This window comes from Burkholderia lata (assembly GCF_000012945.1).
GTDB classification, from domain to species: Bacteria; Pseudomonadota; Gammaproteobacteria; order Burkholderiales; family Burkholderiaceae; genus Burkholderia; species Burkholderia lata.
In genome coordinates, this window is sequence record NC_007509.1 from 854321 (window position 1) to 869253 (window position 14933).

The following is a 14933-nucleotide window of genomic DNA, read 5'->3' on the forward strand; positions in this document are numbered from 1 at the left end:
CGGTCAATCGGAAGCAGCCGCCGGCGAAAAGCAAGCGAGTACGGCCCCTTTTTCCGCGCCCAAGCCCTGCTCGTCGCCACGCAGCCCCTTTACCTGTCTATAACTTCATAGTTTATGGTTCGGGCAACAAGGTGAGGAAAGGCACATGTATCGCATCTCCGAGTTGGCGACGAAGGCAGGCCTGAGCCGCTCGACGCTGCTCTACTACGAAAAAATGGGGTTGATCTCGTCGACGCGGCAGGCCAACGGCTATCGCACTTACACGGATCAGGATCTCCAGCAGCTGAAGCTGTTGCAGCAGCTTCAGGCGGGCGGGTTGACCCTGAAGGAATGCCAGGCGTGTCTCGAAACGCGCATCGATCGATCGCTGCTGCTCGAACGCCTGCAGTCCCTGGAGCAGGAGATTGCCGAGAAGCAGCAATCCCGGGATCTGCTCGCCGCGATGCTCGGGATGGGGTCGATGCGCGGGTGGCACGAGGCGCTGGAACGCCACGCTCCAGGTGCGCACCTGGCCTGGCTGCTCAAGCAGGGCTTCAACGAAAAACAGGCGCTGCGCCTGAAGTGGCTGTCGAAGGACATGAATGCGCACGAGCAATACATGGCCGATTTCGAGCGGATTTTCGACGGCCTGGATCGCCTGGGGCCGGGGTCGGCGCAAGACAGCCTGCAAGCCCTCCAGTCGCTACCCACCGTGCCGCACACGCTGCTGGAGGTGGGTTGCGGAAGGGGTGTCACCACTGCGCTGCTGGCCGAACACACGCCCGCACGGGTTACCGCGCTGGACAACGACGAGTACAACCTGGCCTGTTCACGGCAGACCCTCGCAGCGAAAGCACTGCAGGACCGGGTGCGACTGCTTTGCGCCAGCATGACCGAGCTGCCGTTTTCCGGGCAGCCATTCGATGCGATCTGGGCGGAGGGATGTGCGTACATCATCGGCTTCGACAACGCGCTGAAGTGCTGGAGGCCGTTCATCCGGCCTGCAGGGTTTCTGGTAATCAGCGACCTGGTATGGCTGACGGACGAACCCCATCGGGAAGCGTCGGCGTTCTGGCGTCACGGCTACGCCGACATGAAGACGGTGGGCGATCGCCTCTCCGCGATCGGCAAGCTGGGATATCGCGTACTCGACAGCTTTCCGCTTGGCCAGCAGGCGTGGGACAACTATCTGACACCTTTGCGCGAACGGGTGGCCGAATTGCCGCCGGAGGCGTTCTCCTCGAACGCGCTTGCGGATCTCCAGCAAGAGCTGGATATCCATCGGCAGCACCTTGGCGAATACGGCTACCAATTTTTCGTCCTGCAGAAATCAGGCGAATAGAACCGACCTGAATTCAATCTTTTAGTAGAACTCGATTTTAGAAAACATCATCATGAACTTGACCATTCGCAACGAACGCATCGAAGACATCGACACCATTACGCAACTGACCACCGCAGCATTCGAACACGAAGAGCATTCAAGTCACACCGAGCAATTCATCGTCAATGCGCTGCGCCACAGCGAGCAGCTCACCATCTCCCTGGTCGCGATCGAAGACGGCAGGATCGTCGGCCACGTCACCGTCTCCCCGGTTCATGTTTCGTCCGGCGCGGCAGGCTGGTTCGGGCTCGGGCCGATCTCGGTATGGCCCGACCGACAAGGCCAGGGCATTGGCTCCGTGTTGATGAAAGCCGCGCTGAGCGAGTTGCAACGCATCGGCGGGACGGGTTGCGTCGTGCTGGGGGACCCCGGTTATTACGGGCGCTTCGGTTTCAAGGCTTACCCAGGCCTGGAACTGCCCGGCGTTCCCCACGCGTATTTCCAGGCGCAGGCATTTGCCGGTGACGTGCCGCTCGGCACCGTGCAGTATCACGCCGCGTTTGAAGCCGTCGAATAAGCGGCTTCCCCCGGCGCAGGCAGGCCGCCTGCGCCGCTTTCTTCCGCCCTGCCCGACGATCACCGACGATACAGCGCAGTGCAACGACCATCGGCCGGAGCGGCTTCGCGATTCATGTCGGCCAGGTGATAAGCTCGATGCCGACGATCAGCCGCGCATCGACGCGCCCCGAACCCCACGACCGCCACGAGCCTGCCATGCCCCTCGCCCCTTCCGTCCTCTCCGCGTTCACGCCGACCGGCAAGCTGCGCGCGTCGATCAACCTCGGCAACCCGATCCTCGCGAACCGCGACCCGGCAACCGGCGAACCGTTCGGCGTGTCGATCGACCTCGCGCGCGCGTTCGCCGAACGCCTGTCGGCCGAGCTGGAGCTCGTGGTGTTCGACGCCGCCGGCAAATCGGTGCAGGCACTGACCGACGAGCGCGCCGATTTCGGCTTCTTCGCGGTCGATCCGCTGCGCGGCGAAACGGTCGCGTTCACGGCGCCGTACGTGCTGATCGAGGGGTTCTATCTGGTGCGCGACGCGTCGCCGATCCGCACCAACGCGGACGTCGACCAGCCGGGCAACCGCGTGACCGTGGGCAAAGGCAGCGCCTACGACCTGTTCCTCACGCGCGAACTGAAGGCCGCGCAGATCGTGCGTGCGCCGACGTCTCAAGCCGTCGTGCAGACCTTCATCGAACAGCAACTGGAAGTCGCGGCGGGCGTGAAGCAGCAACTCGAGAGCGACGCGGCGAAAACGCCCGGCCTGCGCCTGCTCAACGAGCGGTTCATGGTGATCCGGCAGGCAATGGGTGTGCCGAAGAGCCGCGGCGAAGCGGCCGCGGCGGCGCTGAATGCGTTTGTCGAGGAAATGAAGGCATCGGGCTTCGTCGCGGATTCGCTGCGGCGGCATGGCATCACCGGCGCATCCGTCGCGCCGCAAGCGTGATGGCACGGGGCGTAACGCAGCGATCCAGGACTGCTAGCGCCCCGCTTTCCCGCCGGCCGTATTCGCGCGGCCGCCTCGGGCGCGGGACGCGACGATCGCTTCCCGCTTTTCCACCAGAAAGTCGATCAGCGCCCTGATCTTCATCGGCATCTGCGCACGGGTCGGCGCATACACGTAGAAGCCGGCGAACGGTTTGCACCACGGTTGCAACACCCGCACCAGTGCGCCGGAATCCAGATGCGGCTGCACGGCAATGTCGATGTGCTGGATCAGCCCGACACCCTGCAACGCCGCGCGGATCATCCCGTCGTCGTCGTTGGTGGTGATGCTGCCCAGCGGCTCCACCGTGAAGCCGTGCCCTGACGCATCCGGCGACGCAAACTCCCACGGATGAATGGCCCCGCTGACCTGCCGGAATCGCAGGCAATTGTGCCGGACCAGATCGGCCGGCGTCGCGGGCTCGCCGTGACGCTTGAAATAGGCCGGCGTGCCGACGACCGCCATTTCCAGCGACGGCGTAATTGGCACGGCCACCATATGCGGCGCGAGGCTCTCGCCGATCCGGATGCCGACATCGCACCCGTCGGCCACGATGTTGGCCAAGCCGTCGTCCATTACCAGCTCGAGGCCGAGCCCCGGAAAGCGGGTGCTGAACTCTTCCAGGTGCGGCTCGATCAGCGTCTTGGCGGCGACGCGCGACGTGTTCATGCGAATCAACCCGGTCGGCGCGTCGCGCGCCTCGTGCAACGCGTCGACGGTCCGCTCGACGGCAACCAGCGCCGGATACCACACGTCGTAGAGCCGCTGCCCTTCCTCGGTCAGCGACATGTCGCGGGTCGTCCGGTACAGCAGCTTGACGTTCAGCCGGCGCTCGAGCGCCTTGACGTTCTGGGACAGGTTCGCGCGGGAAACGCCCATCTCGGCGGCCGCCTTCGTGAAGCTCCGATGATGGGCGACGTGGGCAAACCACGCGAGAGACGGAAGCAATGAAGGGTCCATGCCAATGCCATTGTCAATTTTGGAATACCACTGTAGTCCGGATTGCGATCTTTCGTAAATCCAATCGCCTCTCTATATTCGAGTCATTGCCCCGGTTGCCCAAGCGTCACCCGGCCCGGCGAACCTCGAATCTCCCCCTGAATGGAGCTGTCATGAAAAGTGTGAAGATCAAGAATCTGTACTGGGACATTGCCGCCAACGTCTACTTCCCGCCGAATTTCGATGAAGGCAAGCAGTATCCCGCCATCATCAGCGCTCATCCGATCGGCAGCTGCAAGGAACAGACGTCCGGGAACGTGTACGGCGAGGCGCTGGCCAAGGAAGGCTTCTTGGTCGTCGCATTCGACGCCAGCTTCCAGGGCGACAGCGGCGGCGAGCCGCGCTACATCGAGGATCCGACGTTGCGGGTCGAGGATTTCCGCGTTGTCTGCGACTACCTCGTGACGCTCCCGTACGTCGACGAAGCGCGCATCGGCGTGCTCGGCATCTGCGGTGGCGGCGGCTATTCGATCAATGCGGCGATGACCGAACGCCGCATCAAGGCGGTGGCCACCGTGACGGGCGCCAACTACGGCCGCCTGATGCGCGAAGGGTTCAGCAACTACGACCCGATCGCCGCCCTCGAGGCGATGGCCAAGCAACGGACGGCCGAAGCGCGCGGTGCCGCGCTGCGCGTGGACGACCTGCTGCCGCCGTCGCCCGAAGCGGCCCGGGAAGCCGGCCTCACGGAAGTGGACGTGTACGGTGCGACCGAATACTACCGCTCGGATCGCGGCCGCGCGCCGAACGGCGTCAACCGCTCGCTGTTCTCGCACCAGGCCGCCGCCGTGGGCTGGGATGCGTTCCATCTGTGTGAAACGCTGCTCACCCAACCGCTGATGGTGGTGGTGGGCGATCAGGTCGGTGCGTTCGGCGCCTATCGCGACGGGTGCGAAATCATCGGCCGCGCAGCATCGAAGCAGAAGGAACTGGTGGTGATCGCAGGCTGGTCGCACTACGACCTGTACGACAAGCCGGAGCCGGTCGGCAAGGCGCTGGCCAAGCTGATCCCCTTCTACAAGGAACACCTGTAATTCCCGTTGCCGGGATCCCACCGGCACGCTCTTGCGCCGAGGAGCCCGTCCCGGGTTCCTCGTTTTTTCGGAATCCGGAACAAACACCATGACCAACGTATTGATCCTCGGCGCCAGCGGGCAGATTGCCCGCTGGGCCGTTCAGATGCTGGGCGAGCATCAGAACGTCAGACAAACCCTGCTCGTGCGCGATCCCGCGAAGCTGGCCGGCAACGAGCCCGCCAACGCGAGCGTGGTGATCGGCGACGTCCTGGACAAGAAGCTGCTGCCGCGGATCATGGACGGGCAGGACATCGTCTACGCCAACCTGGCCGGTGACGTCGACGTGCAGACGGAGCATGTGCTTGCCGCCATGAAGGCCGCGAACGTCAAGCGGCTGATCTTCGTCAACTCGCTCGGCATCTACGACGAGGTACCCGGCAAGTTCGGCGACTGGAACCGCCGTGAAATCGGTCAGTACCTGCCACCGTATCGCCGGTCCGCCGACCTGATCGAGGCATCCGATACGGACTACACCCTCCTCCGCGCCGCGTGGCTCCAGGACAAGGATGAGGTCAGCTACGAGATCACCCGTCGCGACGAGCCGTTCAAGGGCACCGAGGTGTCGCGCAAAAGCGTCGCCGCGCTGGTCACCGAGCTGGTCGCGCATCCGGACAGGCTGGTGCGTGCCAACGTCGGCGTCAACAAGCCAGGGACCGACGGCGATCAACCGGCTTTCGTCTGATCTTCCAGCGTGGCCATGCCGGGCGGCGGCCAGCATCCGCCGCCGGCTTCGCCAATCAGTCGCGCGGCCGGTCGAGCAGTTGCTTGACCAGCGCGCGCACGATCGGATTCTGTTCGCGACCGCGCGCCGTCGCGATATGAATGTGTCGCACCGCCCAGGGTTCGGCCAGCTCCAGCACGGCAACCCGGCTGAACAGCTCGTGACTGACCAGGCATTCCGGCTGAATCGTGACACCCAGCCCGGCCTCGACGAGGCTGACCGCGACGCCCGCACTCCGGACGCCATAGCGTGGCTTGAATTCCTCCCCCAGGCGCCGCGCGGCCGCCCGTATCACGCCGACCATCGCGGTGACGGTAATGACGTTTTCCGGCAGAAGATCCTTGAAGGTCACGCTCGCGCGTCCGCTCAGGTGATGCTCCTTGGGGACGACCGCGATCAGCCGGTCCTCGCGGTACGGCGTGATATCGACGCCGCCCAGGTCGATCTCGTGGGCAGCGGCAAATACGCCCACATCGGCTTCACCGCGGGCCACCGCGTGCACGATCTCGGCGTTCTCGAGCTCCTGGATCACGAGCTCGACCCGGGGATACTCGCGGCCGAACTCGCCGACTTCACGCGCGATGAACGGCACGATGATCGAGCGTGCCGACGCGACAGTCAGCTCGCCCTGCATGCCCTCGGTAAAGGAGGCGATCTCGGATCGCATGTCGTCGAGATCGTCGAACATCTTGCGGATATAGCGCAGCAGGACTTCGCCCGCCGGGCTCGGCGACACGCCTTTCGGGCCGCGTTCGAGCAGCTTGACGCCGGCGATGTCCTCGAGATCCTGGATGCGTTTGGTCGCCGTCGACGCAGCGATATTCTCGCGGATCGCGGCCAGGCCGATCTGCTGCTCTTCAACCGCGGACACGAACAGTTTCAGCGTAAACAGATCGACCTGCCGAATCAGGTGCAATCGGTTGAATGTACTCATGTCTCCTCGCATGCACTTTTTCAAGACGTTGTCGGGCGTCATGTCGCACGGCGCGCGGGTTCGTTCCCGCTCCTCCCGCCACGGCAACGCGTCGAGCCAGTCCATCCCTGTGCAACAGCGATGCTGCGTGTCACAGGCGCACGACGCCGCCCTCCGCGATCGTACACCTGTGCCCTGCCGCGTGTTTTGCGAACACACGATCTACCCAACCGCACGCCGCGCGCACCGCTGCCCGGTGCGCGTGGGCGGCCGATCCGCCGGCCTGCTCGACGCATCATCGTGCCGGCCCGTGCAACCGCAGGTCACGCCTTGACATACGACGCGTCGATGCGAGCCGCCCTGGGAATCTGCGTCACCACGATGGCGGCAATGAGCGACGGAATCGCAAACACGTAGAAATTCCATTGATGCCCGAGGCTCGACCCGACGACCCATCCGCCGATCATCGGCCCCAGCACCGAGCCGATCCGCCCCAGCCCCTGCGCCGTCCCGATGGCCGAGCCGCGACACGACGCCGGGAAATATGCGGCGATGAAGCCGTACCCGAGCGTGGTCGATCCGATCGACCCGAGGCCCGCGCCGAACACCGCCAGCATCAGCCACGCATAGCCGGGCTTCTGGCTCATGACCAGCAACGACAGCGCGCACACGAGGAACAGCGAAATGAGAATTTTCCGCGCGCCCACGCGATCGGCGAGCCATGCGCCGATCAGGTTGCCCGCAACGGCACCGAACTGCATGACCAGCAGAAAGTGCAGCGACGATCCCAGCGGATAGCCGGCCTTGCGCATCAGCGTGGGCAGCCAGACGTTCATGCCGTAGACGACGATCTGTCCGCAAAAGAACAGCACCGCAAACAGCAGCACCTTCGATCGCCAGTCGACCGACATCGCGAGCCGGAAGCCGCCCGCATGGCCCGACGCCGCATGAAGCTGCCGCTGGTGCGCGTGATCGGCCAGCACGCGATCGAAGTCGATCGAATAGCGGGCCGCCAGTTCGCGCGCTTCGTCGATCCGGTTGCGTTCGACGAGAAAACTGACCGATTCCGGCAGGAAGAAAACCATGACGGGCAGGATGATCAGGTACAGCGCGCCGGCGCCATAGAGCACTCGCCAGCCATGACTCTGCAGCAAGGCGATGGCCAGCAGCGCACAGACCACGCCGCCCACCGCATAGCCCGTGAGGGCAAGCGCGTTGTAGAGCTGCCGGCGATTTCGCGGCGCGTACTCGATCGTCAGCGCCACGGACGACGGCACCACGCTTCCGAGCCCGATGCCCGTGAGGAATCGGGCAATGCCCAGTTGCGTCGGCGAATGGGCCAGTGCGCAAAGCAGCGAGCCGATCGAGAACCACAGCACGCCGGCCATGATCAGCTTGCGCCGGCCGATCCGGTCGGACAGCGATCCGGCACCGAACAGGCCCAGCATCAGACCGGCCAGCGTCCAGCTTCCGATCATGCCGGCCCCGCCGGCACTCAAACCCCATCCGGGTTCTGCGAAGAGCGCCGATACCGTTGCGCCGTAGACGATGAGGTCGTAGCCGTCGACGGCAATCGTCATGAAACACAGTAGTACTACGAACAGGCTGCTGCGAGAGGGAATGGATGAATCGTTCACGTCGTCTCCTGGTTACTCGTGATCGCCCGTCGTCGAGCGGGATTTTTTATGTTCTCGCCCACTATAGGGAGGCGAAATTTTTCGACCAAGTGCCGGATTTCGAAACGACGTTTGACCAAATTCGAATCGCGCTTTGTGAGATCGGAACCGCGTGCTTACGAGGGGCGGAATGGGCTCGACACATGTCGTCGAGCGTGCATTCGCATTTCGTCACGCGTGGGATTCTGCGGAATTCGTCGAGCGGAAAGTCATGGGGAGACGACCTCGATAAACCGGCTGTACCGACGCGCAAACGCATCGTCCGCCGAGGAGGCGGAGATGACGACGCGAAACGAAGCGACGCAGCCGGCCGCCCCGAGCGAATGTCGAGGCCGCGGCGTGAGTGAAAGCGTCGTTAGTGGTCGGTCAACTGCGCGACAAACGCCCTAGTCGCCGCTGTCAACGCATCGCCGCGCCGCGTACCGATGCACAGCCGGCGCAACGCCCACGGTTCGTCGAGCGCCACCAGCGTCACCTTGTTGACGTCCTCGGCCGGCAGCATGCTTTCGGGGTGAATCATCACGCCAAGGCCGGCCTTGACCAGGCTGCGCGCCGCCTCGATCGAGCTGACCCGGTACTTGACGCGCAGCTCGCGCCCGAGTGCGGATGCCGCATCGTGCAGTTGCGTCATCAGCAGGGTCGTCGGCGCGAGGCCGATGATGTTCTCGTCGACGAGATCCTGGGTCGTGACGCTCGCGCACGCGCCGAGGCGGTGGCCGTGCGGCACGACCGCAACCAGGCGATCGGTCCGGAACTCGATGATGTCGAGCGCGTCGCGGTCGATATCGGCCGTGGCGTAGAACATTGCGACGTCGGCCTTGCCGGTCACGACCGAGCCTATCACGTTCGCATTGGTGTCCTCTTGCAACTCGATCTCGACGAGCGGAAAGTCTCGCGTGAATTCGGCGATCTCCCGCGCGAGGAAATGGACGATGATCGTGCTCGTCGAACTGATGCGGATATGACCGCGCACGCCCTCGGTGAATTCGGCAACCTCGCGGCGCATCACGTCGAGATTCTCGAACAGCACGCGCAAGTGGCGCGCCAGCACTTCGCCGGCCGGGCTCGGCACCATGCCACCCGGCAACCGCTCGAACAGGTCGATGCCGGCAATCTCCTCGAGATCCTGGATGCGACGCGTCGCGGCCGACGGCGTGATGTTTTCTCGCACCGCCGCGCGACGCATCTGCTGCTCTTCGACGACCGTGAGAAACAGCCTCAGCGTGAACAGGTCGACGCGCCTCGTCAGATTGTGGAGACTGAGCCCCGTCATTTCCACTCTCCTGTCTTCGTGCCCGGCCGGATTGCAAGCATGCGCGATAGAGACTAAGCCGGGGGTCGGCATGCGTCAATCGGGATCGAGGACGGGCCGGCCGTGACTGCCGCGGCGATGTCGCCCGCTTTGCGCAACGAGATCGCGCATCGCGGATCGGCCGGTTCAGATCACGTTCATGTCCCGCAATGTCGTGATCGCGCGTTCATCCAGGCCCAGCCAGTCGTGCAGCACGTCCGCGTTGTGCTCGCCGAGAACCGGCGGCGTCTTCGCGTCCGGTTCGGGCACATCCGACATCTTGACCGGATTGCCCGCGACCTGAATGGAACCCCATGCCGGGTCGTCGAGCGTCATGAGCATCTTCCGGGCGGCAACGTGAGGGCATTCGAACAGGTCCGGCACGTCGTTCACGTTCGAGCACGGTACGCCACCCGCACGCAGCGCCGCCAGCGCCGCTTCGCGCGACCGGTCGCCGAGCCACGCATCGATCTCGACGTTCAGCACGTCGACATGCTGCTTGCGCAACATGCCGTCGGCGAATCGCGGATCGTCCTTCAGGCCGGGCCGGCCGATCACGTCCGCAAACCGCTTCCAGATGTGTTCGCCCAGCACCGCGATCACGATATAGCCGTCTTTCGCGCGATAGGTGCCGAACGGCGCGGTAACGGCATGCACGCCGGGCGGCGACGTGCGCTTCGTCGCCGAGTACATCGCGACCGAGATTTCGTTGAGGATCAACGATGCATCGACCATCGAGATGTCGATCTTCTTGCCCTTGCCCGTGGTATGCCGATGCAGGAGCGCCAGCACGATGCCGTAGAGCGCCAGGATCCCGCACTCGATATCGGCCAGCGAAAAGCCGAGATAGGTCGGACGATCGTCGCCGCGCTCGGGGCGGTACATCAGCCCGCTCATCGCCTGCCCGACGATATCGAACGCGGGGAAATCGCCGTACGGGCTCGGCAGGATGTCGTCGTGCCCGAAGCCGGAAATGGCGCCGTAGATCAGGCGTGGATTGATCCGGCTCAACGCCGCGTAGCCGAGCCCCAGCCGGTCCATCACGTTCGGCCGCAGGTTCTCGAGCACCACGTCGGCCCGCGCGGCGAGCTCGGTGAAGATGCGCCGTCCCTCCGGGTGCTTGAGATCGAGCGTGACGCTCTTCTTGTTCCGATTGGTCCGCAGAAAGGCGAGCCCGCTGGGCCGGCCGTCGGCGCCCGGCCCGACCGGGTCCGTGCTCCGCGCATAATCGCCGCCGTCGCGCGCTTCGATCTTGACGACTTCCGCGCCGGCGTCCGCCAGCCACATCGAAGCAAACGGCGCCGCGATGAAGTTCTCGACCGTCAGCACGCGAATACCGGCCAGCGGTCGTCCCGCGCCGATCGTCGTTCCGGCGCGCGACTCATGAATCACCTCCTCCATCTCCTCTCCTTTTTCATCGTCTCCTGATACCGCGGTTCGCATGCGACGTTGCGCGGGTGTCGTGGCGATTCCGTCACGGGCAGTACCGGCGCGATGCACACGTGGGCCACGGCTACGCATTCACCGCGGCACACCGACACCGCCAATGCTAGGGGCGCGGCTCGCGCCGTTCAATTGCCGATTCATGAAAGCGGGATTGCGGTCTTGCGAACGTCGACATCGGCCCGCACGCAGCCGGAACGCCCGGCCACGCGACCGTCACGCATCGATTCGAAAAACGTCAACCGGGCGTTCGAGAATCGGCACTCGAATTGATGATTCCGCGTCCCTACTATTGGTCAGGCAAACAGCCGGCGGACCGGTACGCGCAATCCGCACGATCGACACGGTCCCGCGTCAGGCCAGCAACGCGCATCCGAACTTTTTTCAACGAACTGAAGAAGGCATTTTTCGATGAGCAGTCTTGAAGGGAAAGTAGCCATCGTCACCGGCGGCACCGGCGGGATCGGCAAAGGCATTGCATTGCAACTCGCCGCGCGGGGCGCCACGGTCGTCATCAGCGGGCGCAACGCGGCCAAGGCCGAGGGCGTCCTCGCCGAATTGCGGCAAGCTGGCGGCCAGGCGGATTTCCTGCCGGGCGACGTGCGGAACAAGGCCGACATGGACGCCCTGGCCGCGGAAACGGCCCGCCGCCACGGCGGCATCGACATCGTCGTCGCCAATGCGGGCGGCAACGACGACGAGGCGCGCTCGCCTGACGTGCGCGGCCCGTTCGCCAACATCGATCTCGCGCGTGTCGCGGCGGTGGTGGCGGAAAATACGGCCGCCAAACTCTTCCCGGTCCAGGCCGCGTTGCCCTACATGCGCCCCCGGGGTGGCGGCAGCGTGATCTTCGTGACGTCGGAAGGCGGCCGGGTGCCGACGCCCGGGCAGACCGCCGTGTCGACGTTTGCCGGCGGCCTGATCCGGGCAAGCAAGGTGATCGCGAAGGAACTGGCGCGAGACAGGATCCGGGTCAACTGCGTCTGCGTCACGGTGGTGCGCGACAGCCCGTCGTGGGAAGCCGTGTTCGGCGCCGACAGCAAGGTATCGGTGCAGCATCGCAAACAGTACGAGAAGATCGTCGACGGCTGCCCGCTCGGCGTGGCGGCCCCGCCCGACATCGGCCAGGTCGTCGCGTTCCTCGCATCGGACGAGTCGGCCTACCTGACCGGCGCCACGCTCAGTCCGACCGGTGGATTGACCATTCATTGACCACGCCGCGCGTGGTGCCCCGGCTCAGCGAAACAGGATCGGCATCGTGCCGACTTGCACGGACGAGCTGAAACGCACACGCCGGCTCAAGAACAATAAACCGGAGGAACTTTCATGCGCGGCATGGTCTTTCAAGGGCAGTGCAAGGTCGATGTGCTCGATTTCGACGATCCCGTGCCGGGATACGGCGAAGCCGTGATCGAGATGAAGGCATCGGGCATGTGCGGGACCGACCTTCACTATTACCGCCACGGCATGGCGGAATCGCTGGGCATGCTCGGCCTGCGCGACCGGATGGAGTCCGCGCACGTGATCGGCGGCCACGAGCCATGCGGCGTCGTGGCCGCGCTGGGCCCCGGCGTCGATCCGAAATCATTCCGGGTCGGCGATCGCGTCATGGTGTTTCACTACGCGGGTTGCAGTTGCTGCGACCCGTGCCGCACCGGCTGGACCCAGCTCTGCGATCACGGCGCGCGCATCTATGGCGTGCTGAGCCACGGCGGGCACGCGAACTACATGAAGGTGCCGGTCTCGTCGCTGGTTCATCTGCCGCAGGAAGTGTCGTTCAAGGGCGGCGCGGCCATCGCGTGCGGCACCGGCACCGCGTACGGCGCGCTGCTGCGCCTCGATATCAGCGCGCGCGACACGCTGGCCGTCTACGGGCTCGGCCCGGTCGGCCTGTCGACCGCCCAGCTCGCCGCCGCGATGGGTGTCGAAGTGATCGGCGTCGACATCAACCCGCATCGCGTCGAACGCGCAAAGGCATTCGGCGTCGCGCACGGCATCGATGCCAGCCAGTGCGACCCGGTCGATACCATCCATCGGTTGACCGGCGGCCAGGGCGTGTCGTGCGCGGTCGAATGCGCCGGCGGTGAATTGCCGCGCGCGCAAGCGATTCGCAGCACGAAGGTGTGGGGCCGTGTGGTGCTCGTCGCCGTCGGCGGCAACGTGACCGTCGACGCAATGAAAGACCTGATCGGCAAGCAACGCACGCTGATCGGCTCTTTCACCTTCTCCGAGCCGGGCATGAAGGAATGCGCGCACTTCATCGCCGATCACGGCGTCGAGGTCGACAGGCTGTTCACCGACGAATGGCGTCTCGAACAAGCCGGTGACGCCTACGCTCACTTCAATCGGCAAACGAGCGGCAAGGGCGTCATCGTATTTTGACGGCACGCATGACGATGCCGTCCGGAATCTGGAAAGCGCCGTCCATGACGGCCATGGAGAATGAAATGACCAACAGAACGATTGAACTCAAGCATCCTCGAGCGTTCTACATCGGCGGGCAGTGGGTCGCGCCGTCCACCCCGGACACGTTCGACGTGCTCGATTGCGCGACGGAAGAAGTCGTGGCGACCGTGGCGAAAGCCGCGTCGGCCGACATGCAGCGCGCGATCGACGCAGCACGCGACGCGTTCGACAACGGCCCGTGGCCGCGCATGACGCCGCAGGAACGCGCGGGTTATCTGGAGAAATTCGCTGAACGCCTGGAAGCGCTCAATGACGAATTTGCCCGCATCTGGACGATCGAGACCGGGATCGTCTACAAGGTCGCGCAGCCGCGGATCGGCCTGTTCATCAGCGGCGCATTTCGCCAGTATGCGGCGATGGCCGCGACGTTCCCGTTCGTCGAGGAACAGCGATCGGTGACGGGCAATCTCGGCTATCGTGTCTACGAGCCCGTCGGCGTGGTCGGCGAGATCATCCCGTGGAACGGCCCCGCCGGCCTGATGGCGTACAAGACCGCGCCGGCGCTGCTCGCCGGCTGCACGCTGGTGATCAAGTCGTCGCCCGAGGCGCCCTGCTCGGCCTACCTGTTCGCCGAGATCTGCGACGAAATCGGCTTGCCGCCGGGTGTCGTCAATGTCGTGACGGCCGATCGCGACGTGTCCGAGGAACTGGTGCGCCATCCCGGCGTCGACAAGATCACGTTCACGGGATCGACGGGCGCCGGCCGCCGGATCGCGTCGATCGCCGGCGACCGGATCGCCCGCGTCACGCTCGAACTCGGCGGCAAGTCGCCCGCGGTCATCCTCGACGACTACGACATCGAAACCGCGGCGAACGTGCTGGGCCCGTCCTATTTCGGCTACAACACCGGGCAAATCTGCCATAGCCTGACGCGCGTGATCGTGCCGCGGGCCAAACACGATGCGATGGTCGAAGCGTTGTCGGCCATCGCGAAGCAGATCGTGGTGGGCGATCCGTTCGCACCGGAGACGACTTCCGGCCCGCTCGCGAGCGCACGGCAGCGCGAGACGGTCGAACGATTCGTCGCCACGGGCATCGCGGAAGGCGCGACGCTGGCCACCGGCGGCAAGCGGCCGGCGGGACTGGCGCGCGGGTTCTTCTTCGAGCCGACGGTATTCGGCAACGTGGACAACCGTTCGACGATCGCGCAGGACGAGATCTTCGGGCCGGTGCTGAGCGTCATTCCCGCCGACGACGAAGCGAGCGCGATCCGGATGGCAAACGATACGCCGTTCGGGCTGAACGCCGCGGTCTTCACGAACGACCGCGCTCGCGCGTTGCACGTGGCGCGGCAGATCCGCTCGGGCACGGTCGGCCACAACGGCCCGCGCACCGATTTCTCGATCGGGTTCGGCGGCTTCAAGCAGTCCGGCATCGGTCGCGAAGGCGGTGTCGAAGGGCTGACCGCGTTCATGGAATCGAAGACGATCGTGATGGCTTGATGGTCTGGCGGCCAGGCGCTACACGCCGGGTCGAGTCGAGTCGAAAAAGCGCCGG

The 14933-nt window shown here is 64.9% G+C and carries 13 protein-coding genes; 8 read left to right on the forward strand and 5 right to left on the reverse strand.

Features of this window, described 5'->3' with window-relative positions:
- Window positions 1-145: 145 nt before the first annotated feature.
- The 3 genes from BCEP18194_RS03635 to BCEP18194_RS03645 all read left to right on the forward strand — a co-directional run bounded on the left by BCEP18194_RS03635 (window position 146) and on the right by BCEP18194_RS03645 (window position 2812).
- A complete protein-coding gene (locus tag BCEP18194_RS03635; protein ID WP_011349952.1) occupies window positions 146-1321 on the forward strand; it encodes a MerR family transcriptional regulator in 1176 nt (391 codons plus the stop codon).
- Between the two features lie 52 nt (window positions 1322-1373).
- Entirely contained in the window at window positions 1374-1880 is a 507-nt protein-coding gene (locus BCEP18194_RS03640) for a GNAT family N-acetyltransferase (protein WP_011349953.1), read from the forward strand.
- 197 nt (window positions 1881-2077) lie between these two features.
- The gene (locus tag BCEP18194_RS03645) at window positions 2078-2812 is read left to right on the forward strand and encodes an ABC transporter substrate-binding protein (protein ID WP_041492631.1); all 735 of its coding nucleotides are present in this window, start codon (window positions 2078-2080) and stop codon (window positions 2810-2812) included.
- A gap of 33 nt (window positions 2813-2845) precedes the next feature.
- Here the strand turns inward: BCEP18194_RS03645 and BCEP18194_RS03650 are convergent, their stop codons facing one another.
- Window positions 2846-3811: a LysR family transcriptional regulator gene (locus tag BCEP18194_RS03650; protein ID WP_011349955.1), complete on the reverse strand. Its 966-nt coding sequence runs from the start codon at window positions 3809-3811 to the stop codon at window positions 2846-2848.
- 152 nt (window positions 3812-3963) lie between these two features.
- Here BCEP18194_RS03650 and BCEP18194_RS03655 point away from each other — a divergent pair, with 152 nt between their 5' ends.
- Together BCEP18194_RS03655 and BCEP18194_RS03660 are read left to right on the forward strand one after the other, a co-directional pair.
- A complete protein-coding gene (locus tag BCEP18194_RS03655) occupies window positions 3964-4884 on the forward strand; it encodes an alpha/beta hydrolase (RefSeq protein ID WP_011349956.1) in 921 nt (306 codons plus the stop codon).
- Window positions 4885-4972: 88 nt separating this feature from the next.
- A complete protein-coding gene (locus tag BCEP18194_RS03660) occupies window positions 4973-5608 on the forward strand; it encodes an SDR family oxidoreductase (RefSeq protein ID WP_011349957.1) in 636 nt (211 codons plus the stop codon).
- A 55-nt stretch (window positions 5609-5663) separates the two neighbouring features.
- Here BCEP18194_RS03660 and BCEP18194_RS03665 read toward each other — a convergent pair whose 3' ends face one another.
- The 4 genes from BCEP18194_RS03665 to BCEP18194_RS03680 all read right to left on the reverse strand — a co-directional run bounded on the left by BCEP18194_RS03665 (window position 5664) and on the right by BCEP18194_RS03680 (window position 10928).
- Window positions 5664-6581 carry a LysR family transcriptional regulator gene (locus BCEP18194_RS03665; protein WP_011349958.1) on the reverse strand — a complete coding sequence of 306 codons (918 nt, stop codon included), beginning with the start codon at window positions 6579-6581 and terminating at the stop codon, window positions 5664-5666.
- Window positions 6582-6883: 302 nt separating this feature from the next.
- Window positions 6884-8197 carry an MFS transporter gene (locus tag BCEP18194_RS03670; protein WP_011349959.1) on the reverse strand — a complete coding sequence of 438 codons (1314 nt, stop codon included), beginning with the start codon at window positions 8195-8197 and terminating at the stop codon, window positions 6884-6886.
- 394 nt (window positions 8198-8591) lie between these two features.
- A complete protein-coding gene (locus tag BCEP18194_RS03675) occupies window positions 8592-9509 on the reverse strand; it encodes a LysR family transcriptional regulator (protein WP_011349961.1) in 918 nt (305 codons plus the stop codon).
- Between the two features lie 165 nt (window positions 9510-9674).
- The gene (locus BCEP18194_RS03680; protein ID WP_050781548.1) at window positions 9675-10928 is read right to left on the reverse strand and encodes a CaiB/BaiF CoA transferase family protein; all 1254 of its coding nucleotides are present in this window, start codon (window positions 10926-10928) and stop codon (window positions 9675-9677) included.
- Window positions 10929-11381: 453 nt separating this feature from the next.
- On the opposite strand from BCEP18194_RS03680, the gene BCEP18194_RS03685 reads away from it, so the two are divergent.
- The 3 genes from BCEP18194_RS03685 to BCEP18194_RS03695 all read left to right on the forward strand — a co-directional run bounded on the left by BCEP18194_RS03685 (window position 11382) and on the right by BCEP18194_RS03695 (window position 14878).
- Window positions 11382-12182, forward strand: coding sequence for an SDR family NAD(P)-dependent oxidoreductase (locus tag BCEP18194_RS03685; RefSeq protein ID WP_011349963.1), 801 nt, complete (start codon window positions 11382-11384; stop codon window positions 12180-12182).
- Between the two features lie 114 nt (window positions 12183-12296).
- Window positions 12297-13352, forward strand: a complete 1056-nt coding sequence (locus tag BCEP18194_RS03690) for a zinc-dependent alcohol dehydrogenase family protein (RefSeq protein ID WP_011349964.1) — start codon at window positions 12297-12299, stop codon at window positions 13350-13352.
- A gap of 65 nt (window positions 13353-13417) precedes the next feature.
- Entirely contained in the window at window positions 13418-14878 is a 1461-nt protein-coding gene (locus tag BCEP18194_RS03695) for an aldehyde dehydrogenase (protein ID WP_011349965.1), read from the forward strand.
- Window positions 14879-14933 lie beyond the last annotated feature (55 nt).

Bases quoted from the DNA above. Each gene is read 5' to 3' on its own strand.
- BCEP18194_RS03635 (WP_011349952.1), top strand. From the start codon at position 146: ATGTATCGCATCTCCGAGTTGGCGACGAAGGCAGGCCTGAGCCGCTCG.
- BCEP18194_RS03640 (WP_011349953.1), top strand. From the start codon at position 1,374: ATGAACTTGACCATTCGCAACGAACGCATCGAAGACATCGACACCATT.
- BCEP18194_RS03645 (WP_041492631.1), top strand. From the start codon at position 2,078: ATGCCCCTCGCCCCTTCCGTCCTCTCCGCGTTCACGCCGACCGGCAAG.
- BCEP18194_RS03650 (WP_011349955.1), bottom strand. From the start codon at position 3,811: ATGGACCCTTCATTGCTTCCGTCTCTCGCGTGGTTTGCCCACGTCGCC.
- BCEP18194_RS03655 (WP_011349956.1), top strand. From the start codon at position 3,964: ATGAAAAGTGTGAAGATCAAGAATCTGTACTGGGACATTGCCGCCAAC.
- BCEP18194_RS03660 (WP_011349957.1), top strand. From the start codon at position 4,973: ATGACCAACGTATTGATCCTCGGCGCCAGCGGGCAGATTGCCCGCTGG.
- BCEP18194_RS03665 (WP_011349958.1), bottom strand. From the start codon at position 6,581: ATGAGTACATTCAACCGATTGCACCTGATTCGGCAGGTCGATCTGTTT.
- BCEP18194_RS03675 (WP_011349961.1), bottom strand. From the start codon at position 9,509: ATGACGGGGCTCAGTCTCCACAATCTGACGAGGCGCGTCGACCTGTTC.
- BCEP18194_RS03680 (WP_050781548.1), bottom strand. From the start codon at position 10,928: ATGGAGGAGGTGATTCATGAGTCGCGCGCCGGAACGACGATCGGCGCG.
- BCEP18194_RS03685 (WP_011349963.1), top strand. From the start codon at position 11,382: ATGAGCAGTCTTGAAGGGAAAGTAGCCATCGTCACCGGCGGCACCGGC.
- BCEP18194_RS03690 (WP_011349964.1), top strand. From the start codon at position 12,297: ATGCGCGGCATGGTCTTTCAAGGGCAGTGCAAGGTCGATGTGCTCGAT.
- BCEP18194_RS03695 (WP_011349965.1), top strand. From the start codon at position 13,418: ATGACCAACAGAACGATTGAACTCAAGCATCCTCGAGCGTTCTACATC.